Raw genomic sequence first — 20,160 nt, 5'->3', positions numbered from 1 at the left:
TTTTAACTAATATTGTGCTCTTAACCAATTAATTAACAACCATGGGATTATCTTCATTTTTTAAAAATTTATTTGGCTCAACCAAAGAATCTGTAACTGAATTGGCCAATAATGCCGAAAGTACTTTTGAACAAGCTAAAGAATCTGCCGCACCGTATATCGAGAAAGCCGAAGCTTTTGCAGAAGAAACAATTGAAAAAGTAAAAGAAGTTTCGGAACCTATTATTGATCAAGCTGCAGATTATGTTGAAAAAGCACAAGAAACGGTAAACGAATATGCCGATAAAGCCGCCAAAGTGGTAAATGATGCAGTTGATACTATTAAAGAAAAAACAGCTTCTTTTGCAAACGAACCTGCAGAAACTACTTCTTCTGAAACTGTTGTCGATGTAAGCGAAAAACCCATTACAGAGGCTTAACAAACAATAAAAACTAGGTCAAAGCATAAACTGATATTTCTAATAATATAAAATATATTTATATTTGCAGTACAAACACCACCTTCTCCCTATGAGAAGGTTTTTTTATTTTAAAAATTATGAATCTCGATCCCGAACAAGTAAGTAAATACGTTACTAGATTTATTAATATTTTGGTAGATTATTCGCCAAAATTAATTTCTGCTTTTTTAATCTTATTTGTTGGTTTATATGCCATCAGATTGATTAATCGAATTATTAAAAAAATAATGATCAAGCGAGATCTTGATCCGACGCTGACAAAATTCTTATCGGACATTTTACTGTGGGCGTTACGAATATTATTGTTTGTAACCTTCATTTCCAAATTAGGAATAGAGACTTCTTCATTCGTCGCTATTTTAGGAGCTATGGGTCTTGCAGTTGGTTTGTCATTGCAAGGATCGCTTTCTAATTTTGCTGGAGGAATGCTTATTATTGTTTTTAAACCATTTAAAGTGGGAGATACAATAGAAGCGCAAGGTGTTATCGCAACAGTTCTTGAAATCCAGATTTTTGTAACCAAAATGCTTACCGGAAATAATCAGACTGTATTTGTTCCTAATGGTTCTTTATCTAACGGAAATATCATCAATTACTCGATGCAGGGAGAAAGAAGAGCTGATTTGACTTTTGCTATTTCTTATGATTCAGATATCAGAAAGGCTAAAGAAATTCTTCTGGATGTTCTGGATAAAAATCCTAAAGTATTAAAGACTCCTGCGCCAGAGGTTTTCGTAAAAAATTTATCGGCTAGTTCCATTGATTTTGCTGTTCGTCCTTGGGCAAAAAATGCCAATTACGGAGCTGTATTTTCTGAAACTCTAGAAAATTGCAAAATAGCTTTGGATGAAGCTGGGATTTCAGTTCAACCGTATACTATACAGAAATAGTACTTATCAGTGTTATTGAAATTGAAAATTTAATTTTAACACAAAGACCAACAAAGAGAAAAATATTTCTTTCACATAGTTCAACTATGTGTATTTAAATAAGTGAAACGCCTTTATTTAAGTTTCTAAAACTATGTTTCTATGTGTTTAAAAGCAATTTCGTCTAAGTAAATTATTATTGTTTCTTTGGCGGAGCAATCATAAAATCTTTCAAATAATAAGGTTCAAAATAAGCGACATCTACAGTGTCGCTTTTTTGGTATTTATCGAAACTGATTTTACTCATTGCTTGAGCTGAAGGGTATTTTATATTTTCTAAAAAAACAAAGTTGTCTTTAGTCAAAACTGGCTTGCATTTATCGGCACAATCGCCAACAAAGTAAAGCTTGTCTGTATATTCCTGAAATGAATTTTCGTCAATAATCTCCGCTTTAATAGCTCTTTCAAGCGTTAAATCTGAATTAAAAATAGCGCTGTAAACTTCCATACGGCGTGCGTCTAACATCGGTATGATTTTCCCATCTGTAACTCCTGCCTGCGAAGCTAAAGTCTGCAAGGTATCTACAGCAATTAACGGAATATTTAAAGCATAACACAAACCTTTTGCTGCCGAAACACCAATTCTCAAACCGGTATACGATCCTGGTCCCTGGCTAACTGCAACAGCTTTTAATTCATGCACAGAAATACCTGCTTTTGCTATTACTTCTTCAATAAAAACATGAAGTTTTTCGGCATGCGAATATCCTTCATCTGACAATTCGCTGCAAACAATGGTCTGGCCATCTTTTGCAATAGATACTGAACAATTTTTAGTAGCCGTTTCGATATTGAGAATAAAAGACAAAATATGTAATTTTTAAATATTAATTATTTTTTGTGAACTAAAAGAAGCCGAAGGTTTTAAAACTAGCTTCGGCTTCTTTTAGCTTAAAATATGATTATTTCTTTGGAGTTTCAGCTTTCTTAAGTTTTACCTTATCTCCAGAATTTAGCTCTTTAGAAACTGTGGTATATGGACCTGTAATCACGACATCGCCAGGTTTTAACCCAGACATTACTTCGATATTAGTATCGTCTTGAATTCCAGTTTTAATGACTCTAATTTTAGCTTTGTCTCCAACTTTAACAAAAACACATTCGAATTTTTTATCGCTTTTTGGAGTCGCTTTTTTATCTTCATTTGGATCTTCGACCTTGAAATCTTTTACAGCTGTAGTATCCGATTTCACTACAACAGAACTAATTGGCACTGCCAAAACATTTGTTTTTGTTGTGGTAATAATATCAACCGTAGCGGTCATTCCAGGTCTAAAAGGAGAATAAGTACTTGGTTTTCCTTCTAGCAAGTCTTGATATGAATCTTTCAGGATACGAACTTTAACTTTAAAATTGGTTACTTGGTCTGAAGTCAAAGTGGTGCTTGCAGAATTTGAAATACTGGTTACAATTCCTTTAAATTTCTTTTTCAAATAAGCGTCAACTTCCACATTTGCTTCGTCGCCTATTTTTATTTTTACGATGTCATTTTCGTTTACGTCAACTTCAACCTCCATATTATTCAGGTTGGCAACACGAAGAAGCTCTGTTCCGGCCATTTGTTGCGTTCCCAAAACTCTTTCTCCCAACTCTACGTTTAATACAGAAATAGTTCCGTCTGCTGGAGAATAAATTGTTGTACGTCCTAAGTTATCTCTTGCTTCACTAACAGAAGCCGAAGCACTCTGAACGTTATAATAGGAGTTTTGTTTCGTTGCTTTTGCCACTTCAAAAGATGCAATTGCTTTGTCCCAATCCGATCTCGAAATTACACCTTTGTCATAAAGTGTTTTATTACGCTCGTAATTGGCTTTTGCTTCTTTATAACTAGCCTCAGACTGTGTTAATCCAGCTTTAGATCCAGACAAATTAGAAACCGAACGATTGTAGCTTGAAGTATATAAATCGGGATTGATTTTAACCAATAAATCTCCTTTTTTTACAACTTGCCCTTCTTTTACATTCAATAATATAATTTCTCCAGAAACTTCAGGTGAAATTTTAACCTCGATTTCAGGTTGAATTTTACCTGTCGCCGAAACGGTTTCAACAATTGTAGAAGCCGTCACTTTTGCAATTTCTACTTCTTTTCCTTCATCTTTACTTCCTATTATTCCACCATTTTTAAGAGCCACTAAAGCAATGATAAGTATTAACACACCGCCTAATAAGAAATAAACTGTTTTTTTTGACATAATAGATTATTTTGTAATAATTGGAACAATTGGAATTCCGAAATAAAACTCTAATATTTTAATTTTGAACATGTAATCGTACTTCGTTCTGATAACATCAGACTGCGCATTTGTCAATAATGTTTGAGCTTGTGTGAAATCGAATGAATTCATTAAACCAACATCATATTTTTCTTTTGCGTAATTGTAAGCCTGCTGTCTTGCTTCTAAGGTTACTGTAGATGCTTCAAACGTATTTAAAGCCGCTTTAGCATCTGTAAAAGCTGTATAAACGTTACGTTGCAAATCTAAACTTTTTTGCTCTAAATCTATTTTAGATTTTTCTAAACTTACTTTGTTACGCTCTACATTATTTCGTACTGAGAAACCATTGAAGATAGGCACTGAAAGCTGAAATCCGAAAGATTGTCCTTTATTATCTCTAAATTGGTCAAAAATTGGATCTGCTTTTCCTAAAACAGGCGTGAAATTATTCTGTAAAACCGCTTGATTAGTTCCTTCAACAAATCCAATCTGAGAAGTTGGATTTGCCGTATTTGGTGTTGACCCTGTTATAATATCAGAATAACTTGCTCTCGTATTAAAGTTGTAGAAAGCACTTAAGGTTGGCTGATAGGCTCCTTTAGCGATAGCAACGTTTTTTTCTGCAATTTCCAGATTTGTTTGGGCTAGTTTTAACTCTGTTCTCGTTTCTTTAGCCTTATTATAGATTTCTACTGGTGTCTGTGCCAATATATTGTTTTCATCTGCCACTTTAGTATCATCCACAACATCAAAATCTGCAAATTCTTTTAATTGTAAAAGCTGAGCTAAACTCAATTTAGAAATCAATAAATTGTTTTCAGAGACTGCAATATTTTGTTTGTCTGTTGCAACAGTTGCTTTTAAATCGAATAAATCTCCACGCGGAATAGTTCCTGCATTTACCATTTCTTCAGATCTAGCAAAACGCTTTTCATCAATTGTTAACTGTTCCTTTTTAACTTTTAAATCTTCTTTATTAGATAAAATCTGCAAAAAGGCACTCGCAACATTCAAAGAAATATCTTCCTGCATTTTTAGCAACTGATATCGCGAGGCAATAATGCTTAATTTTGCCCTTCTCATTGTATTTTGATTCTGCAAACCTTTGTAAATATCTACACCAGCATTTAATCCTACTGAAGAATATTGTGTTGTCTGATTACGCAAAATACCTGTTGTAACATCCTGGTTCAAACCAATGTTCCAAGAGTGAGAAGCATTTCCGTTTACAGATGGAAGGTAATTTCCTAAAGCACCTCTTTTATCGATTTCAGCATTTTTTACATCTAATTCAGATAGTTTTACAGTGATATTATTTTCAAGAGCATATCTAACACACTCTTCTAAAGTCCATTGCTTTGATTGTGCCTGTCCAGTTAATCCGAAACCGAATAACATTGCAATAACCAGACTATTATATTTGTTTATTTTCATATACTTTTAATGAAGGCGCAGTAAACCGAACTACGCAAATTTAACATTTTTAAAACCAAAAAGATCCTTAAACCTTCAAATTAGATTATTTTTTTTCTTTGTCTCCTTCGTTAATCAAGCCTTGATTCCAGATTTTAATTTTATCTGTATCATTTACACCGCTTTTAACTTGAACATAGATTCCATCACTAACTCCAAGAACCAAATCTCTTCTTTGAAATTTCTGTGGAGCAGTTTCAACTTCTACATAAGGCTTTTGTGTTTTTTTGTCAAATTGAACCAGAGATTCTTTTATTGCCAGAACTTTTTCTGCTTTCTCCAAAATAATGGAAGCATTAGCACTTAAACCTGCTCTAATAAAAGTATCGTCTCTGTTAACCATTTGCGCTTTTATTTCAAATTGGATTGCACCATTTTCTGTAACTCCTTTTGGAGCAATATAATTTAAAACAGCATCAAACTTTTTATTTTCTATGGCACCAATTGTAATTTCAATCGGCATTTTTTCTTTAATTTTTCCAACCTCAGATTCATCAATTTTTCCAATAAAAATCATTCTTCCAACATCGGCAACACTTGCAATTGTTGTTCCTTCATTAAAGTTATTACTTTCGATAACTTGGTTTCCTACTTTTACAGGAACATCCAGCACCATTCCGTTAACTGTAGAACGAATCAATGTATTTGCATAGTTTCCTAAAGATGAAGTTGTTCCCGTTTTAACAATATCCAAACTTTGCTTTGCTGCCAAATAAGTTTGTTTTGCTTGATTATACGCCACTTGAGCCGCATCAAAATCATTTGCAGAAATTACATCTTTTTCAAACAATGTTTTTTGTCTCTTATAAAGCTTTTCCTGATTGTCTAAAGCAATTTTCGCTGTAGTCACTTGATTTTGTGTGCTGCTTACGTTCGAAACATTTGCCACCACTCTAATTTTGGCAATCATATCACCAGCTTTGATTTTTTCTCCAGCTTTGATATACACTTCTTCAATAATACCTGAAATATTTGGCTTGATTAAAACCTCTTCGTCAGGCTGAATATTTCCCGTCGCAATAGTATTTTTTACGATGGTTTTAATTTCTGCTTTTTCCGTTTTAAATACAATTGGCGATTCTTGATTTTTAGCATACAAATAGTAAAGCGCGCCAAAAAAAACAACTGCAATAAATATTAAAATGGTTACGGTTACTCCTTTTTTCATTTGTTTTTGGTTTAATCGATTTATTTTGATTGATAATTTATTCTGATCTTAATGCATCTACAGGTTTAACACTAATAGCGGTCTGCGCCGGAATAAAACCTGCAAGCAGTCCTGAACCTACTAATATTAATAATGCCACAAATACAACTCTCAAATCTACGCTAGGATTCGCAAACATAGTGTCGCTTCCTGGCGGCATGGAATCTAATGCCATATTTAAAAGCGCTATAATTCCTGTAGCAACAGCAATACCGAGCATTCCTGAGATGATGGTTAAAAATATAGATTCTAATAATATTTGTCCGCGAATTGCTGCCGGAGTCGCCCCCAAAGCTCTTCTAATTCCGATTTCTTTTGTTCGTTCTTTCACTACAATCAGCATGATATTAGAAATCCCAATTACTCCCGAAATCAAAACTAATGTTCCAACAAAGTAAGCAATTACTTGCAGAATATTAAACAGACTTTGCACTTTATTAAATTGTTCGTACAAGTCGAAATTTCCTACAGCACGATCATCTGTAGGATTCACAGAATGCAGTGCTTTAATGATTTCTAATATTTTAGGTTTTAATTCCGTTATAGACGATTCATCATTTGCTGTCAGAGCCATCCATCCTACTTTATCGCCATAATTAAAAGCCTGCTGAAAGGTAGTAAATGGAATAAAAATATTTTTTTGATCCTGTTCTGCATTTCCACCTTGCTGTTTGGATTTATAAACTCCAACCACCATAAAGTTGATACCGTTAATTTTGATATAAGTCCCTACACATTCTTCTTCTTTACCATAAAGCTCACTAATAACACCTTTACCAATTACAGCAACTTTTCTTCTTCCTTCAATATCCTGCTGATTAACAAAACGGCCTTTGATAATATCCATAGGCTGTTGTTTAATCAATTCTGGATAATCTCCATAAATAGTAAAAGCAGAAGTTTTGGTTCCTCTCACCACATTATTGGTTCCGTTAAAATCTCCCAGTTGATTTCTAGGAGAAACATACAATAAATCTGGAATCGCTTGCTTTAGTGCAGCCACATCGCTGTTTCTAAAATCATAACGTCGTGTTTTTGGCAAACCTTTGTACGCTTTTGATGTCGTCTGGCTCCACATAAACATGGTATTTGTCGCAATTCCGTCAAAACCTTTTTTCACACCGTTTTCCAGTCCTTTTCCGGCAGCAAGCAATATTACTAAAATGAATATTCCCCAAAATACCCCAAAAGCAGTTAGAACCGTTCTGAAGACGTTTGCTGTTAAAGCTTGTAATATTTCGTCCCAATTATCTTTACTAAACATAATTATTCGTCTCTAAGTGCTACAATAGGTTTAATTTTGGCTGCTCTGTAGGCTGGAAAAAATCCTGCCATTGCTCCTGCAAATACCAGCAGGATTAAAGTGGTTAAAGCCACACCGAAATCTACTTCTGGATTTCTGAAAAACTCGCTTTCTACCATTGGCCCAACAAATTCTAATAAAAGCAGACTTCCTAACAAGCCCACAAAACCAGCAATTGTCGTAATAAAAATAGACTCGTGAAGAATCATCGAAATAATCGAAAAAGGTGAAGCTCCCAATGCTTTTCGAATACCGATTTCTTTGGTTCTTTCTTTTACAATAATAAGCATGATATTACTCACACCTACCACGCCCGCAATAATGGTACAAATACCAACCCACCAGAAAAAGATTCTGATATATAAGTTTAAATCGTAAAATTGTTTGGCATCTTTAACAGAATTATAAACTCCCACACCTCCATCATCTTCAGGAGCCACCACATTTTTACTCTTTAACAAATCTTTTAAATCTTGCGTAAATTTTTCTGACTGCGCCAGCGCTTCATCATAATTGTCTGTCTTTTTTAAAGTAAAAAACAAGTTGCTGATCTTATCACCTCCGCCAAAAGTTTTCTGAACTGTAGTTAATGGAAGATAAGCACGAGTCTCTTCTCTTTCTCCTCCCGGATCTGTAAAGACTCCAACTACTTTAAAATTAATGTTGTTTATTAGAATTTCTTCTCCGATTGCCTCTTTGTCTTTCAGCAGATCGTTTTTCAATTTCATTCCAATAACCGCCACTTTTGCATTGCTTTCTATATCCTTAGCATTTACATAACGGCCTTGAACTATGGTTAAGTTTTCTATTCCGCCATAATCTGGATTTACACCTCTAAACTGGTAACTTCCTGACTCTTTGCCGTAAGCAAAAGGCTGCCCCCAATAATTATTGGTTGAAGCTCTCAAATCTAATTTATCTTCAAATTTTTGTACCGATTGATTGTAATCGCTATTGCGAAATTGAATTTGTCTTCCTGGGTTTAATCCTTTGTATTCTTTAGTCGTGGTTCCAGACCAGACCTCAATGATTCCTGCGGCATCTCGTTCAAATTGTTTTTCAATTCCGTTTTGCAGACCTTTACCTGCACCGAGAAGAATTACCAAAATAAAAATTCCCGAAGCCACAGAAATTCCCGTTAAGAATGTTCTTAAACGGTTTTTAGAAATGGCCTCAAATATTTCCTGCCAGCGTTCAATATTAAACATAAGACGAAGCTCTAACTTGTTCTACTTTTTTATCATCGATAATTAATCCATCTTTTAGGACTACATTTCTTTTGCACATTGCTGCAATATCAGGCTCGTGAGTCACAATCAAAATTGTTTTTCCTTCGTCATTAATTCCTTGAATCAATTCCATAACTTCATAAGAAGTTTTAGTATCCAAAGCTCCAGTCGGCTCATCGGCAAGCAATACTTTCGGATTCGAAGCCAATGCTCTTGCAATAGCAACACGCTGTTTCTGACCTCCAGAAAGTTCATTTGGCAAGTGATGAACGTGTGTTCCTAAACCTACTTTTTCCAAATATTTCATTGCTATCTCGTAACGTTCCTTTCTTTTTACACCTTGATAATACAATGGCATAGCAACATTGTCTAATGCGGTTTTGTAATTTATTAAGTTAAAAGACTGAAAAACAAAGCCTAAAAATTTGTTACGATATTTTGAAGCAATTGTTTCGTTTAATTTTTTAATCGGTGTTTTATCTAAAATATAACTTCCAGAATCGGCTTCGTCCAAAATCCCTAAAATATTAAGAAGTGTCGACTTACCCGAACCCGATGAACCCATGATCGCAACTAATTCTCCTTCTTCTATATTAAAATTAATTCCTTTTAACACGTGTAATTCTGAACTTCCCATCTTATAGGATTTGTGTAAATCTTTAATTTCGATCATGGTATTGTTAAATTTTTTAGACAATAATAACGTTTTTATTAAGTAATTTATGATAATAAAAAGTTAATAATTTTGTTACCTATTTTGTATTAGACTTGCTTTTTTACTTATTGTTACACTTTTTTAATAAAATATCATAGTTTTCGTAATTTTACCTTGTCTTAAAAATTCATACTAAATGAAGCTTACTTCTATAATTTCAATGTTTTCGGTGCTTGCCGTACTCACAAGCTGTTCTTCGACACAAAAATTAGAAACCTTAAAACCAGAACCAGATGATGCGAGTCCGCTAGTTTATGACAGTAGTCCGTCGTTCATCAATCTTCCTATTACAATAAAATTAAATGACATTGAAAATCAGACCAATGCTTTTCTTAACGGATTAATTTATGAGGACAATAATATCGAAGACGACGATATTGAAATGAAAATCTGGAAACAAGCGCCGATCAAAATTCAGAACGATCCTGCTAATCCTGATAAACGAATTAAAACCATTTTGCCGCTTAAAGCGAATATCAAATACAGAATCGGCACAAAGAAATTAGGAGTCGAATTGTACGATGTGAGAGAATTTAATTTGAACGGAACTATTACTTTATCAAGCGAAACAGCTTTAACCAACTGGAAGCTCAGCACAAAAACTGAATTTAAATCGATCGATTGGAGTGAAACACCGACTATGAACGTTTTTGGCAAAAATATGCCGATTACGTATTTAATAAATCCTGCGATTTCTATTTTTAAAAATAAACTAGAAAAGACAATAGACGAAGCAATAGAAAAATCAATGGATTTTAAACCGAATGTTCTTCAGGCGGTCGAAAAAATCTGCACGCCATTTCAAATGAGCGACACTTTTGAAAGTTGGCTTCGCATTGTTCCTGTCGAAATTTATTCTACAAATGCCAAACTTAAAAACGATTCTTTCCTGCTCGATATGGGTATGAAATGCAATATGGAAACCATCGTTGGAAAACAGCCAGAATCTAAATACAATGCTAGCAAAATTGTTCTAAAACCCGTTGCTAAAATTCCTAATCAGATTTCTGCCAATATTGCCGCGATTTCGAGTTATGTTGATGCTTCTAAAATTATGACCAAGAATTTTGCAGGTCAGGAATTTGGCTCAGGAAGCAAAAAAGTAACGGTTAAAAATGTTTCAATTTGGCATAAAGACGGAAAAATGGTTATCGCATTAGATGTTTTAGGATCTATAAACGGAACGCTTTATTTAAATGGATTTCCTTCATACAACGCACAAACCAAAGAAATTTATTTCGAAAAACTAGATTACGTTTTAGACACCAAAAGCAAATTGATGCGAACAGCCAACTGGCTAGCTCAAGGATATGTTTTAAGAAAAATGGAAGAAAGCTGCCGTTATTCAATCCAGCCCAATCTGGAAGAAGGCAAAAAAAGCATGGCTTCTTATTTAAAGAATTACTCCCCAATGCCTGGTGTATTTGTAAACGGAAAAATGGAAGATATTCAGTTTGATAAAATTCAATTGACCAATCAAGCCATAATTGCTTTCATCAAAATAAACGGGACAGTGAATGTTTCGGTTAACGGACTTAAGTAAAAAAGAAAAAAAGCAGTGTAATTACACTGCTTTTTTCTTTTTAGAATACATTCGATAAATCAAATATCCGATTATTAATACCAGTAAATACGGAATTACCATTAAGTAAACAATTCCATCATTTACTGCTTCAGCTTTTTTAGTATTAGAATCTCCTCCTAAAGCCGCACGGCACATAGCGCATTGAGCGTTTGCAGAAATTCCAATTAAAAAAATACAAATTCCAAAAAACATCTTTTGTAATTTGGAATTTGCCTTTTGGATTTTATTTTTAGTGTACATAATATGGCGAAATCATTAAGTAAACCACTACTCCCGTTACAGCCACATACAGCCAAAGCGGAAAAGTGATTTTAGCTATTTTTCTGTGTCTATCAAAACGCTGCGCAAGCGCTCTTACATACGTTATTAAAACAAGAGGAATAATAGCAATTGACAATAAAATATGTGTTACAAGAATAAAGAAATAGATATAACGTATAGCGCCTTCTCCACCAAACTTCGTAGAATCTGAAGTCATGTGATATGCTACATACATTACCAAAAATGCAACAGACAATGCAATAGCCAAAGTCATTAAACGTTCGTGAAGTTTTTGTTTTCCATTCTTTATAGCCAAAACAGCCACAACTAAAACTACAGCTGTAAAACCGTTAATTGTAGCATAAATTGGAGGCAACATTGACAATGGCTCAACATTATAACCAAAATCTTTAAGTTTAACTCCAAACAAAATTGCTACAACAACCGGAATTACAATTGAAACCGCAATAATGAATTTATTATATTTTTTCTCTAAAGTATTATCTTCCATTTTTATTCTTCTAATAAAATTTTAATGTCTTGCTGAATATCTCTTACTCCTTTTTTATCTAAACCATCATAATAGATACTCGGATTTCCAAATTCGTCTTTTCTACAACGAATATTTCCATCTTTATCAATAAGAGCAAAAAGACCAGAATGCTCAAATCCGCCACTTACTTTATCATTTTCTCCTGCGTATAGATTAAATCCTTTATTTGACAAATCCATAATTACGTTTCTATCTCCAGTCAAGAAATTCCAGTTAGAAGATTTAACACCAAGCAATTTTGCATGATCTTTTAAAACCTGAGGTGTATCGTGTTTTGGGTCGATTGTAATAGAAACAATTCCAAAATTCGGATTTCCAAAAAAAGTCTTTTCAATCTCCAGCATACTCATATTCATCTTTGGACAAATAGACGGACAAGTTGTAAAGAAGAATTCTAAAACATATACTTTTCCTTTATAGGTTTCATTTGAAATTTTGACATTATCCTGATTCGTCAATTCGAATTTTGGAGCTGGCCCAATTGTCAAAAGTTTAGCTTCTTTTGAAGATTTGGCTCCCACATTATCCAAACGGTTTCCTTTTACAACGTCTCCGTTTTTAACTCGATCAACAATTTTAGGAATGGCGTAAATCCCAAAAATCAAAATGACAAAAGAGATTCCGATATATGATTTGTTTTTGAACATTATAAAAATATTTAAAGTTGCTTTGTAGCGTTATGATTCTTCTTTAAAGCTGCGCGGTATTCGTATAAAATGATTTTGAAGTCATCCAGCATTTCATTACTCAGCTCAGACGGATGAAAGGTATCATATCCCTCTTTATAATCTTTTTGTTCTTTTCTTCCTCTAAGATTTCTTTCTTTATCGATAATGTAAACATTAGAAGTTCCAAGATTTTCATTTAATTTACCTTTCAAATGCAATCCATCATAAAACTTCTGGATTTCTTCTTTTGAAGCAAATACGAAATTCCAATTTTTAACATCTGTAAAAGGAGATAAAGCATCAACTATTTTCTGAGCTTCTTTTTCCGTCCCAAGAGGGCAAAGAACTACAAACTGAAGATCTTCGAATCCGTTGTAACGTTTATAGATCTTTTCATTTAGATTAAAATAATTCCCTCTGTTTTCCAGAATATTTGTACCGGCAAAACCTAATACGGTAATCTTTTTATCTAGGGAGATTTTTTTTCCATTTAATGAATTCCAATCTCCAAAATCAGGCACTTTAGATGTTATTACAGGAAGAGTTGTAAAACTATTTACGCCAGAAGCAAAAAACAAATATGCTACAATTGGCAATACAAAAAGTACAAAGAGAACTATATTTTTTTTCATTGTAGTAACGGAAAGTTATTGAGGTACAAAAATAAAAAAATCCCGATGTTATCGGGACTCTTTTCGAATTAATATCATGTTAAAAATTCCATTTAATAGTAGAATCTTTAAAAACCCCATAAATATAATGTCCTTCTGTCAACAGAATAAACAATAAATATAAAACTAGGAAGATAACAGGAGAAACTACAGACCATCTAAGGCTGCTTTTTTCACCTTCCATGTGCATAAATGCCCATACAATATAATAAGCTTTGAAAATTGTTAGGATATAGAAAATCCAGTTTAACAAATTCAAACCAACAAAATGTGTAAATTCTAATGACGCAGGTTTGTAGATACCTAAGATAACTTCAACCGTAGTTACTAATGAAAGTAATCCGAAAACAAACCAGATTCTTTTTGTATTTGATACGTGCTCGTGTGACATAATAATTAAATTCTAAAATTAAACTAGGTAGAAAACTGTAAATACAAATACCCAAACTAAATCTACGAAGTGCCAGTATAATCCAACTTTTTCAACCATTTCGTAGCTTCTTCTCTTCTCGTAAGTACCTAATAATACATTAAAGAAAATAATGATATTGATAATAACCCCTGAGAATACGTGGAATCCGTGGAAACCTGTAATAAAGAAGAAGAAATCAGCAAATAATTTATTACCGTACTCGTTTCTGATCAAGTTAGCACCTTCTACAACGTATTTAGCAGTTGCTAAATGTTTTTCAGATTCTTCTCTTGACAAGATTGTTTTTTTCTTTTTATCTGTAAGTTTTTCTGTTCTGATTAAAACTTCTGGATGAGCTTTAAATCCTGCTTGAACTTCAGCAACTGTGTAAGTTGGTAAAGACTGTGCATCTTCCATAAACCAAGTTGAATGGCTTCTTGTTAAAGCTTCTCTTTGTTCTGGCAATTTAACAGCAAAATCAGCTAAAGCTACTCTTTTACCATCTTTATCCACAAACTGAAGTAAACTTCCTCCAGCTGTTTCAACTGCACCGTACTCACCTTTAATGAAGTTTTTCCATTCCCAAGCTTGAGAACCAACGAAAATTAAACCTCCAATAATAGTTAAGAACATATAAACTGCAACTTTTGTCTTTTTCAATTGGTGTCCTGCATCAACAGCTAGTACCATTGTTACAGAAGAAAAGATCAAAATAAAAGTCATTAAAGCTACATAATACATTGGAGCCGCAACACCATGCATAAATGGGAAGTGAGTGAACACTTCATCAGCCAAAGGCCAAGTTTCAATAAATTTGAATCTAGAAAAACCATAAGCTCCTAGAAATCCAGAGAATGTTAAGGCATCTGATACGATAAAAAACCACATCATCATTTTACCATAACTTGCTCCTAAAGGCTCATTGTGACCGCCTCCCCAAGTTTTTTCGTCGTTGTTTGCAGTAGTAACTGTCGCTCCCATAAAAGATATTCGTTAAAAAGTTCCCAAATTTACGTTTTTTTCTTATTTAAAGAAATATAAAAATAAAAATAAATATACCCATAATAAATCCAAAAAGTGCCAATACATCGCACCTAGCTCTATGCCAAGAGTTTGAGTCGAATTGTATTTTTGTTTAAAATGATTATAAATTATAATTAAAAGTGAAATTAATCCGCCAGCTAAGTGCAACAAGTGTGTAACTGTTACCACATAAAGAAAAGTTGTAGTAATTGAGCTACCTTCTCCCGTAAAGTAATACCCTTCCGCAACGATTTGTCCAAATCCTTGAAATTGTAATACCACAAATAAAATCCCTAAAGCCAAAGTTCCAAGAAGCAATCCTGTAACTGCGCTTCTATTGTCTTTCTGAATGGCTTTTTTTGCCAGATGAAAAGTAACACTGCAAGCAATAATTACTGCTGTACTCCAATAGAAAGCTGAAGGAAGTTCAAAATTCTTCAACCAGTCAGCTCTTGATTTACTTACTACAAATGCACTTGTTAAACCAGCAAACATCATGGTCATACTAACCATCGCGAAAAGCAGAATCAGTTTTGCTGATTTTGACTTTCTTACTTGCTCTTCTGTTTTCAATATCATTTCCATAACTATCTTAAAAATTTATCTACTATAAATACAATTTGTAAAAGCGAAATATAAGAAACGCTCACTAACATTAATGTTCTTGCTGCTTTTGCAGTTCTTAGCTTATACAGACGAACTGCATAAAAAAGCATCCAAATCCCTAATAGAAACACTAAAACGGCTGCAATTGGAGAAATAAATAATTGACCTGTAAAACCTAATACTGGTAATAACGACGCTATTATAAGCCAAATTGTATACAATATGATTTGTAACGCAGTTCCTTTATCTTTTTTGCCTGTCGGAAGCATAAAAATTCCTGCTTTCTCATAGTCTTCATACAAAAACCATCCGATTGACCAAAAATGCGGAAACTGCCAAAAAAATTGAATTAAAAATAAAGTTCCCGCTTCAATGCCAAATTCGCCCGTAGCCGCTACCCAGCCCAGCATAAATGGAATTGCTCCAGGAAAAGCTCCAACAAAAACAGACAATGATGTAACTGTTTTTAATGGCGTATAAACACTTGTATATAAAAATATAGAAATTGCAGCAAACATTGCCGATTTCGCGTTTATTGTATAAAGAAGTGCAATACCAATTATAGTAAGCAGACTCGCTACCAATAAAGCTACTTTAGGAGACATACGTCCAGAGGGAACCGGACGCTTTTTGGTGCGATCCATTAAAGAATCGATATCTTTTTCGATTACCTGATTAAAAGCATTTGAAGCTCCAACCATACAGTAACCTCCTATTGACAAAACCACAAGAACACTCCATTTAAAAGGATGATCAGAGTCTACTCCTAATAAATATCCAGCAATAGACGAAAACAATACACTAATCGCCAGACCAGCTTTAGTAATCTCTTTGAAATCTAGAAATATTGATTTGATTGATAATGTATTTTTTGCAGCGTTCAATACCGTTGTATTTTGTGTATTTTTTTTGAGTGGTGCAAATGTACAAATTAGATTGTAGAATATAATCCTATAAAATTAGATTTTTTTCAATAAACCCTTTACAAATTAAGATCTCAGCTTTCTTTAACAGTATTATTTCGAAAAATCTTATTAAAAACTAGTAATCAAAATACCAATTAAAAATATCTGAACGTAATCCGATGCTAAACCAAGTCGTACTTTGCTTAAAAGTTGTTGCTGTTTCTTGCGTTGGATCAAAATTTCTGTAGATTAAACTTCCAAACAGCTTCAAATTTGTCATCGGATTAATCAAATATCCTCCTTGAATATCTGCAATAAAAACACTGGTTTTGTTTCCTTGTCCAATTTTCACACCAGTATCATACGGACGATTCACATCATAACTTTTATAAATATTTCCTCCATAGTTATATGAGTCCTCTGCTGTGTCAAAATCTAAACCTCGCGTTCCCATTGTCAGCTTTGCATCGGCAAGCCAACGCCCTTTGTGGTATCTTGCAATAGCAATAAGCTCTTGGAAGTTTCCGCCCCACTGGTGCCCAACACTCTGATTATTATGTCCGTAATTTGTAACAACAGCACTGTGCGAGTATACATAAGGACGCACGCTATTCAATTCGACCTGTACTAAAAGATCTTTTACGTTAAACGCATTGAAATATTTTGCTCCAAGCTGAAATCCAAATTTATTCTTCCAGCTTTTATTTCCTGCTCCAACATCAAAAACAGAAAATTCATCAATCAAGAATTGCGAATAAAGATTTATGCTATTATTCCATTTGTATTTACCTGTAATTCCTAAAAGAGCATTTCCGCTTCTAGACGAAGAACCAAACTCTACAGCTCTGTAAAAAATAATCGGATTCACAAAATTAGCATCAAAACCTCTGTTGTTTGTATTGGTCCAAACTACAGATTCGAAAAAACCTAAATTCAATCTATTAGAAACATTCCAGCTCAAATAATGATTGGCCATAAATTTTGTGGCGTATGTCCTTTCAGCAGTTACTTCTGGACGAACGTCTTTCATCCACATATAGGTATTGGTATATTTAATTTTCCAAAATTTGGTATTCAATTTAAAATACGGATACGGACTTGCTCCATCACTTTCTAATAAAGAACGGTAACCATCACCAATAAAATTTCGGCCATAACCTAACTGAAAGTCAAAAATTTTGCCCGGCGCAAAAGTTATATTCGCATCTGCTAAAGGAAAATCATAAGCATCTGTTTTGAATCTTTTGGCAATTCCAACTCCTGGAATTATCGCTGGATTTCCTCCAGATGGTTTAATAGATTCTGCATAATCGTTAAAATATCCTGCAAATCTTCCCTGACTTTCAAAAAATGTAGTCGTAAAGTTGATCTGTTTTCCTAAACCTCCTCTAAAATTTAACGCTCTTGTATTCACGTAAGTGTAAGATGCATCAATATCTGAAGCTTTTCCTAATTGCAAATCCACAATCGGATTTAAAGCAAACCAATAATCTTCTCCTTGTATCTGCACTAGATTTTCATTCCACCATTTTCTGCCCAGCCAAGTCGAAGTTTTTTTCTGCAATGACTCGTTAACTGCTCTTAAATTATAATATTTGGAAACCTCAGCATACGTGTAAGGCTTAGATGCCGTGTGATTATTTATCCCCACTTGATTCATTTCAGCATCAAATTGCGAGTAATAACTATGTGAGAACGGGATATTTAAATGACTTTCAAATTCTGGATTATTGTATTTTTTATACACAATGCTATCCAGTTCAGTCATTGGTTTTTCAACAGGTTTTAAAATTTGTGCCGCCGCCAAAGCCTCAGCCTCAAGCTGTGCCGCACTTTTTAGCGGAATATCAATAGAAATAGTATATTTAGAATACGTCGGTTTTCCGTTATAAGTTGAAGGTTTTATTTTTGGAAATTGTCCAAATACCCTTTTTGCTTCTTCAGACAACTCTTCGGTTTCTGCAGAAACATAAATTACCTTAAATTCTCCTTCAGCATTTACTTCAAAAAGCAATTTTACTGCTCCCTTATAATTGTTTTCTTTTAATTTTTGAGGAACTTGAAAATTTGCAAACACAAAATCCTGAACCTCTTTATAAAAACAGTTTTCTAATTTTTTGCCTTCTAAATTTTCGCAGTTAGGAAAAACGGGAAACATTTCTGCTGTAAAACCGGGCTGAACTGAAGAATTGCCCTTTTGCTGAGCAGAAACAATGAAGAATGAAAAGATTAAAACAAAGGGCAAAAAAAACTTATTCACTTAAGATTTGGGTATTTATTTAATATTGATTTGGGGAAATTTCTCCGTTTGCAATTGCTTTTGCGGCCGAAGTACCGATGCGTTTTACTCCTAAACGAATCATTTCTGCTGCTTCTTCAAATGAACGGACTCCGCCGGCTGCTTTTACAGAAAGTGGCGAAGCATTTTCGAGCATCATAATTATAGACGGAACTGTGGCTCCATTTGGGACATTATCATCAGTTTTATAAAAACCTGTAGAAGATTTTACATAAACAGATTCAAAATCATCTTCTTTAAAATTAGAGACTACAACATGTTTTATTAAAGCAGATATCTGAATAATTTCTTTATCTGTTAGGGCCGCAACTTCAATAATCCATTTTACTGTTTTATCATTTGCCAAGCCTATCTGAGTTCCAATTAAGATTTCTTTTTTTACTAAATCAAGATCGCCATTTTTGAATGCTTCATAGTTACAAACAAAATCCAAATCGTCGGCTCCATTTGCAATAGCTTCATTTGCTTCTTTAATTTTGGTTTCGAGACTTGACTTTCCTTCTGGAAAATCAATTACAGTTCCGACCAGTAAAACAGAATTAGCGTCAACAATCATTTTTTTTGCCAGAGCAACATATTCTGGCCGAATCATGATCAGTTTAAAGCCTTCTTGAATAGCTTCGGCAATTGCATTCTTGACCACAATAGTATTTTCTGCTTCCGAAAGTCCAGCTTGCGATGCAGTTTTTAAATACGTGGAATCTAAATATTGCTTTACATTCATTTTGTTTGAAGTTGCAGAAAACCAGCACAAAAGTACATTTTATATTGATAAAATAAAGCTTTTTAACGGCTTGATTTTCTTGTAATAAAAAACCCACCGAAGTGGGTTTCAATTATATTTTATCGATTTGCTTTTTAAATCCTATCGCAGAAAAAACTGCTACAAAGGCTCCAAGCGCATTTGCTAGAATATCTGTAACATCTGCAGTTCGCGTTACTGTCAGAGCATTTTGGAGAATTTCGATTGTAATTCCAAAAAAAACAGAAAATATAAATGAAATCAGATACGCTTTATAATCATCTGCATCTTTTCCTTTTAATTCTTTTTTGAAAAACAAAATCCAAGAAATTGTAAATCCAAAATGAAAACAGAAATGTACAATTTTATCAATGCTTGGAAAACTAACCGCTGGTATATTACTAGAATCTGTCAGGCAAAAATAAGCAATGATTCCGGAGCAGATAATTGCCCAAATTAATAAGAGTTGTTTAGGCACCGATTAATTCTTTATAAGCTTCATCAGACAATAAAGAATCGATTTCTGATGCATCAGCAATTTTTATTTTAATCATCCATCCAGCTCCATAAGGATCAGAATTTACAGTTTCAGGAGCACTTTCTAAATCTTCATTAAAAGCAATGATCTCACCTGTTAATGGTAAAAATAAATCAGAAACTGTTTTTACAGCCTCAACAGTTCCAAAAACTTCATCTTTTGAAAGTGTCTGATCTAAAGTTTCTACCTCAACATACACGATATCTCCTAACTCTTTTTGTGCAAAATGAGTAATTCCTACAGTCGCAACATCTCCTTCGATGCTAACCCATTCGTGATCTTTTGTGTACTTTAAATTTGCTGGTATGCTCATAATCGTTGTGTTTGAAAATTGATTGTTTAAAATTATAGCCACAAATGT

22 protein-coding genes are annotated in these 20,160 nt (G+C 33.7%); 3 read left to right on the top strand and 19 right to left on the bottom strand.

Annotated features, from left to right (window positions below):
- Nucleotides 1–41 precede the first annotated feature (41 nt).
- Both ACWA1F_RS11030 and ACWA1F_RS11025 read left to right on the top strand, forming a co-directional pair.
- Nucleotides 42–419 (top strand): YtxH domain-containing protein, encoded by a 378-nt coding sequence (locus tag ACWA1F_RS11030; protein WP_456893794.1) that lies wholly within the window; start codon nt 42–44, stop codon nt 417–419.
- Between the two features lie 119 nt (nt 420–538).
- On the top strand, nt 539–1,351 hold the full coding sequence (locus ACWA1F_RS11025; RefSeq protein ID WP_456893793.1) for a mechanosensitive ion channel family protein: 813 nt from the start codon (nt 539–541) through the stop codon (nt 1,349–1,351).
- Between the two features lie 175 nt (nt 1,352–1,526).
- On the opposite strand, the gene tsaB is transcribed toward ACWA1F_RS11025, so the two are convergent.
- The 7 genes from tsaB to ACWA1F_RS10990 form a co-directional block, all read right to left on the bottom strand.
- Nucleotides 1,527–2,198 carry a tRNA (adenosine(37)-N6)-threonylcarbamoyltransferase complex dimerization subunit type 1 TsaB gene (tsaB, locus tag ACWA1F_RS11020; protein ID WP_456893792.1) on the bottom strand — a complete coding sequence of 224 codons (672 nt, stop codon included), beginning with the start codon at nt 2,196–2,198 and terminating at the stop codon, nt 1,527–1,529.
- A 94-nt stretch (nt 2,199–2,292) separates the two neighbouring features.
- Nucleotides 2,293–3,585, bottom strand: coding sequence for an efflux RND transporter periplasmic adaptor subunit (locus ACWA1F_RS11015; protein WP_456893791.1), 1,293 nt, complete (start codon nt 3,583–3,585; stop codon nt 2,293–2,295).
- A 6-nt stretch (nt 3,586–3,591) separates the two neighbouring features.
- A complete protein-coding gene (locus ACWA1F_RS11010; protein ID WP_456893790.1) occupies nt 3,592–5,043 on the bottom strand; it encodes a TolC family protein in 1,452 nt (483 codons plus the stop codon).
- 85 nt (nt 5,044–5,128) lie between these two features.
- Complete coding sequence (locus ACWA1F_RS11005) at nt 5,129–6,250, bottom strand: efflux RND transporter periplasmic adaptor subunit (RefSeq protein WP_125722708.1); 1,122 nt, start codon at nt 6,248–6,250, stop codon at nt 5,129–5,131.
- A gap of 37 nt (nt 6,251–6,287) precedes the next feature.
- Nucleotides 6,288–7,553, bottom strand: coding sequence for an ABC transporter permease (locus tag ACWA1F_RS11000; protein WP_306159666.1), 1,266 nt, complete (start codon nt 7,551–7,553; stop codon nt 6,288–6,290).
- Between the two features lie 2 nt (nt 7,554–7,555).
- Nucleotides 7,556–8,800 carry an ABC transporter permease gene (locus tag ACWA1F_RS10995; RefSeq protein ID WP_456893789.1) on the bottom strand — a complete coding sequence of 415 codons (1,245 nt, stop codon included), beginning with the start codon at nt 8,798–8,800 and terminating at the stop codon, nt 7,556–7,558.
- Nucleotides 8,793–9,494 carry an ABC transporter ATP-binding protein gene (locus ACWA1F_RS10990; RefSeq protein WP_306159670.1) on the bottom strand — a complete coding sequence of 234 codons (702 nt, stop codon included), beginning with the start codon at nt 9,492–9,494 and terminating at the stop codon, nt 8,793–8,795. The genes ACWA1F_RS10995 and ACWA1F_RS10990 overlap by 8 nt, the downstream gene beginning before the upstream one ends.
- A gap of 178 nt (nt 9,495–9,672) precedes the next feature.
- Between ACWA1F_RS10990 and ACWA1F_RS10985 the strand changes: the two genes are divergently transcribed.
- On the top strand, nt 9,673–11,079 hold the full coding sequence (locus ACWA1F_RS10985; RefSeq protein WP_456893788.1) for a DUF4403 family protein: 1,407 nt from the start codon (nt 9,673–9,675) through the stop codon (nt 11,077–11,079).
- A 21-nt stretch (nt 11,080–11,100) separates the two neighbouring features.
- Here ACWA1F_RS10985 and ACWA1F_RS10980 read toward each other — a convergent pair whose 3' ends face one another.
- From ACWA1F_RS10980 to gcvH, 12 genes are all read right to left on the bottom strand, one after another.
- Nucleotides 11,101–11,313: a hypothetical protein gene (locus ACWA1F_RS10980; protein ID WP_306159674.1), complete on the bottom strand. Its 213-nt coding sequence runs from the start codon at nt 11,311–11,313 to the stop codon at nt 11,101–11,103.
- A 37-nt stretch (nt 11,314–11,350) separates the two neighbouring features.
- Nucleotides 11,351–11,893: a DUF420 domain-containing protein gene (locus tag ACWA1F_RS10975; protein WP_306159676.1), complete on the bottom strand. Its 543-nt coding sequence runs from the start codon at nt 11,891–11,893 to the stop codon at nt 11,351–11,353.
- A 2-nt stretch (nt 11,894–11,895) separates the two neighbouring features.
- A complete protein-coding gene (locus tag ACWA1F_RS10970; protein ID WP_456893787.1) occupies nt 11,896–12,582 on the bottom strand; it encodes an SCO family protein in 687 nt (228 codons plus the stop codon).
- Nucleotides 12,583–12,593: 11 nt separating this feature from the next.
- Entirely contained in the window at nt 12,594–13,235 is a 642-nt protein-coding gene (locus ACWA1F_RS10965) for a hypothetical protein (RefSeq protein ID WP_456893786.1), read from the bottom strand.
- A gap of 79 nt (nt 13,236–13,314) precedes the next feature.
- A complete protein-coding gene (locus ACWA1F_RS10960) occupies nt 13,315–13,665 on the bottom strand; it encodes a cytochrome C oxidase subunit IV family protein (protein ID WP_306159682.1) in 351 nt (116 codons plus the stop codon).
- 18 nt (nt 13,666–13,683) lie between these two features.
- Nucleotides 13,684–14,667, bottom strand: a complete 984-nt coding sequence (locus ACWA1F_RS10955; protein ID WP_095927908.1) for a cytochrome c oxidase subunit 3 — start codon at nt 14,665–14,667, stop codon at nt 13,684–13,686.
- 42 nt (nt 14,668–14,709) lie between these two features.
- Entirely contained in the window at nt 14,710–15,294 is a 585-nt protein-coding gene (locus ACWA1F_RS10950) for a cytochrome c oxidase subunit 3 (RefSeq protein ID WP_456893785.1), read from the bottom strand.
- 2 nt (nt 15,295–15,296) lie between these two features.
- Entirely contained in the window at nt 15,297–16,199 is a 903-nt protein-coding gene (gene cyoE / locus ACWA1F_RS10945; RefSeq protein WP_456893784.1) for a heme o synthase, read from the bottom strand.
- A 157-nt stretch (nt 16,200–16,356) separates the two neighbouring features.
- Entirely contained in the window at nt 16,357–18,480 is a 2,124-nt protein-coding gene (locus ACWA1F_RS10940; protein ID WP_456893783.1) for an energy transducer TonB, read from the bottom strand.
- Between the two features lie 19 nt (nt 18,481–18,499).
- On the bottom strand, nt 18,500–19,243 hold the full coding sequence (gene deoC, locus ACWA1F_RS10935) for a deoxyribose-phosphate aldolase (RefSeq protein WP_456893782.1): 744 nt from the start codon (nt 19,241–19,243) through the stop codon (nt 18,500–18,502).
- A gap of 112 nt (nt 19,244–19,355) precedes the next feature.
- Complete coding sequence (locus ACWA1F_RS10930) at nt 19,356–19,739, bottom strand: VanZ family protein (RefSeq protein WP_306159690.1); 384 nt, start codon at nt 19,737–19,739, stop codon at nt 19,356–19,358.
- Nucleotides 19,732–20,112, bottom strand: a complete 381-nt coding sequence (gene gcvH, locus ACWA1F_RS10925; protein ID WP_294782401.1) for a glycine cleavage system protein GcvH — start codon at nt 20,110–20,112, stop codon at nt 19,732–19,734. Before gcvH ends, ACWA1F_RS10930 begins: the two co-directional genes overlap by 8 nt.
- Between the last annotated feature and the right edge of the window lie 48 nt (nt 20,113–20,160).

The organism is Flavobacterium erigeronis (genome assembly GCF_054075165.1).
The sequence above is the reverse complement of the archived record's forward strand: the minus strand, read 5'-3'. Positions and strand labels throughout refer to the sequence as shown.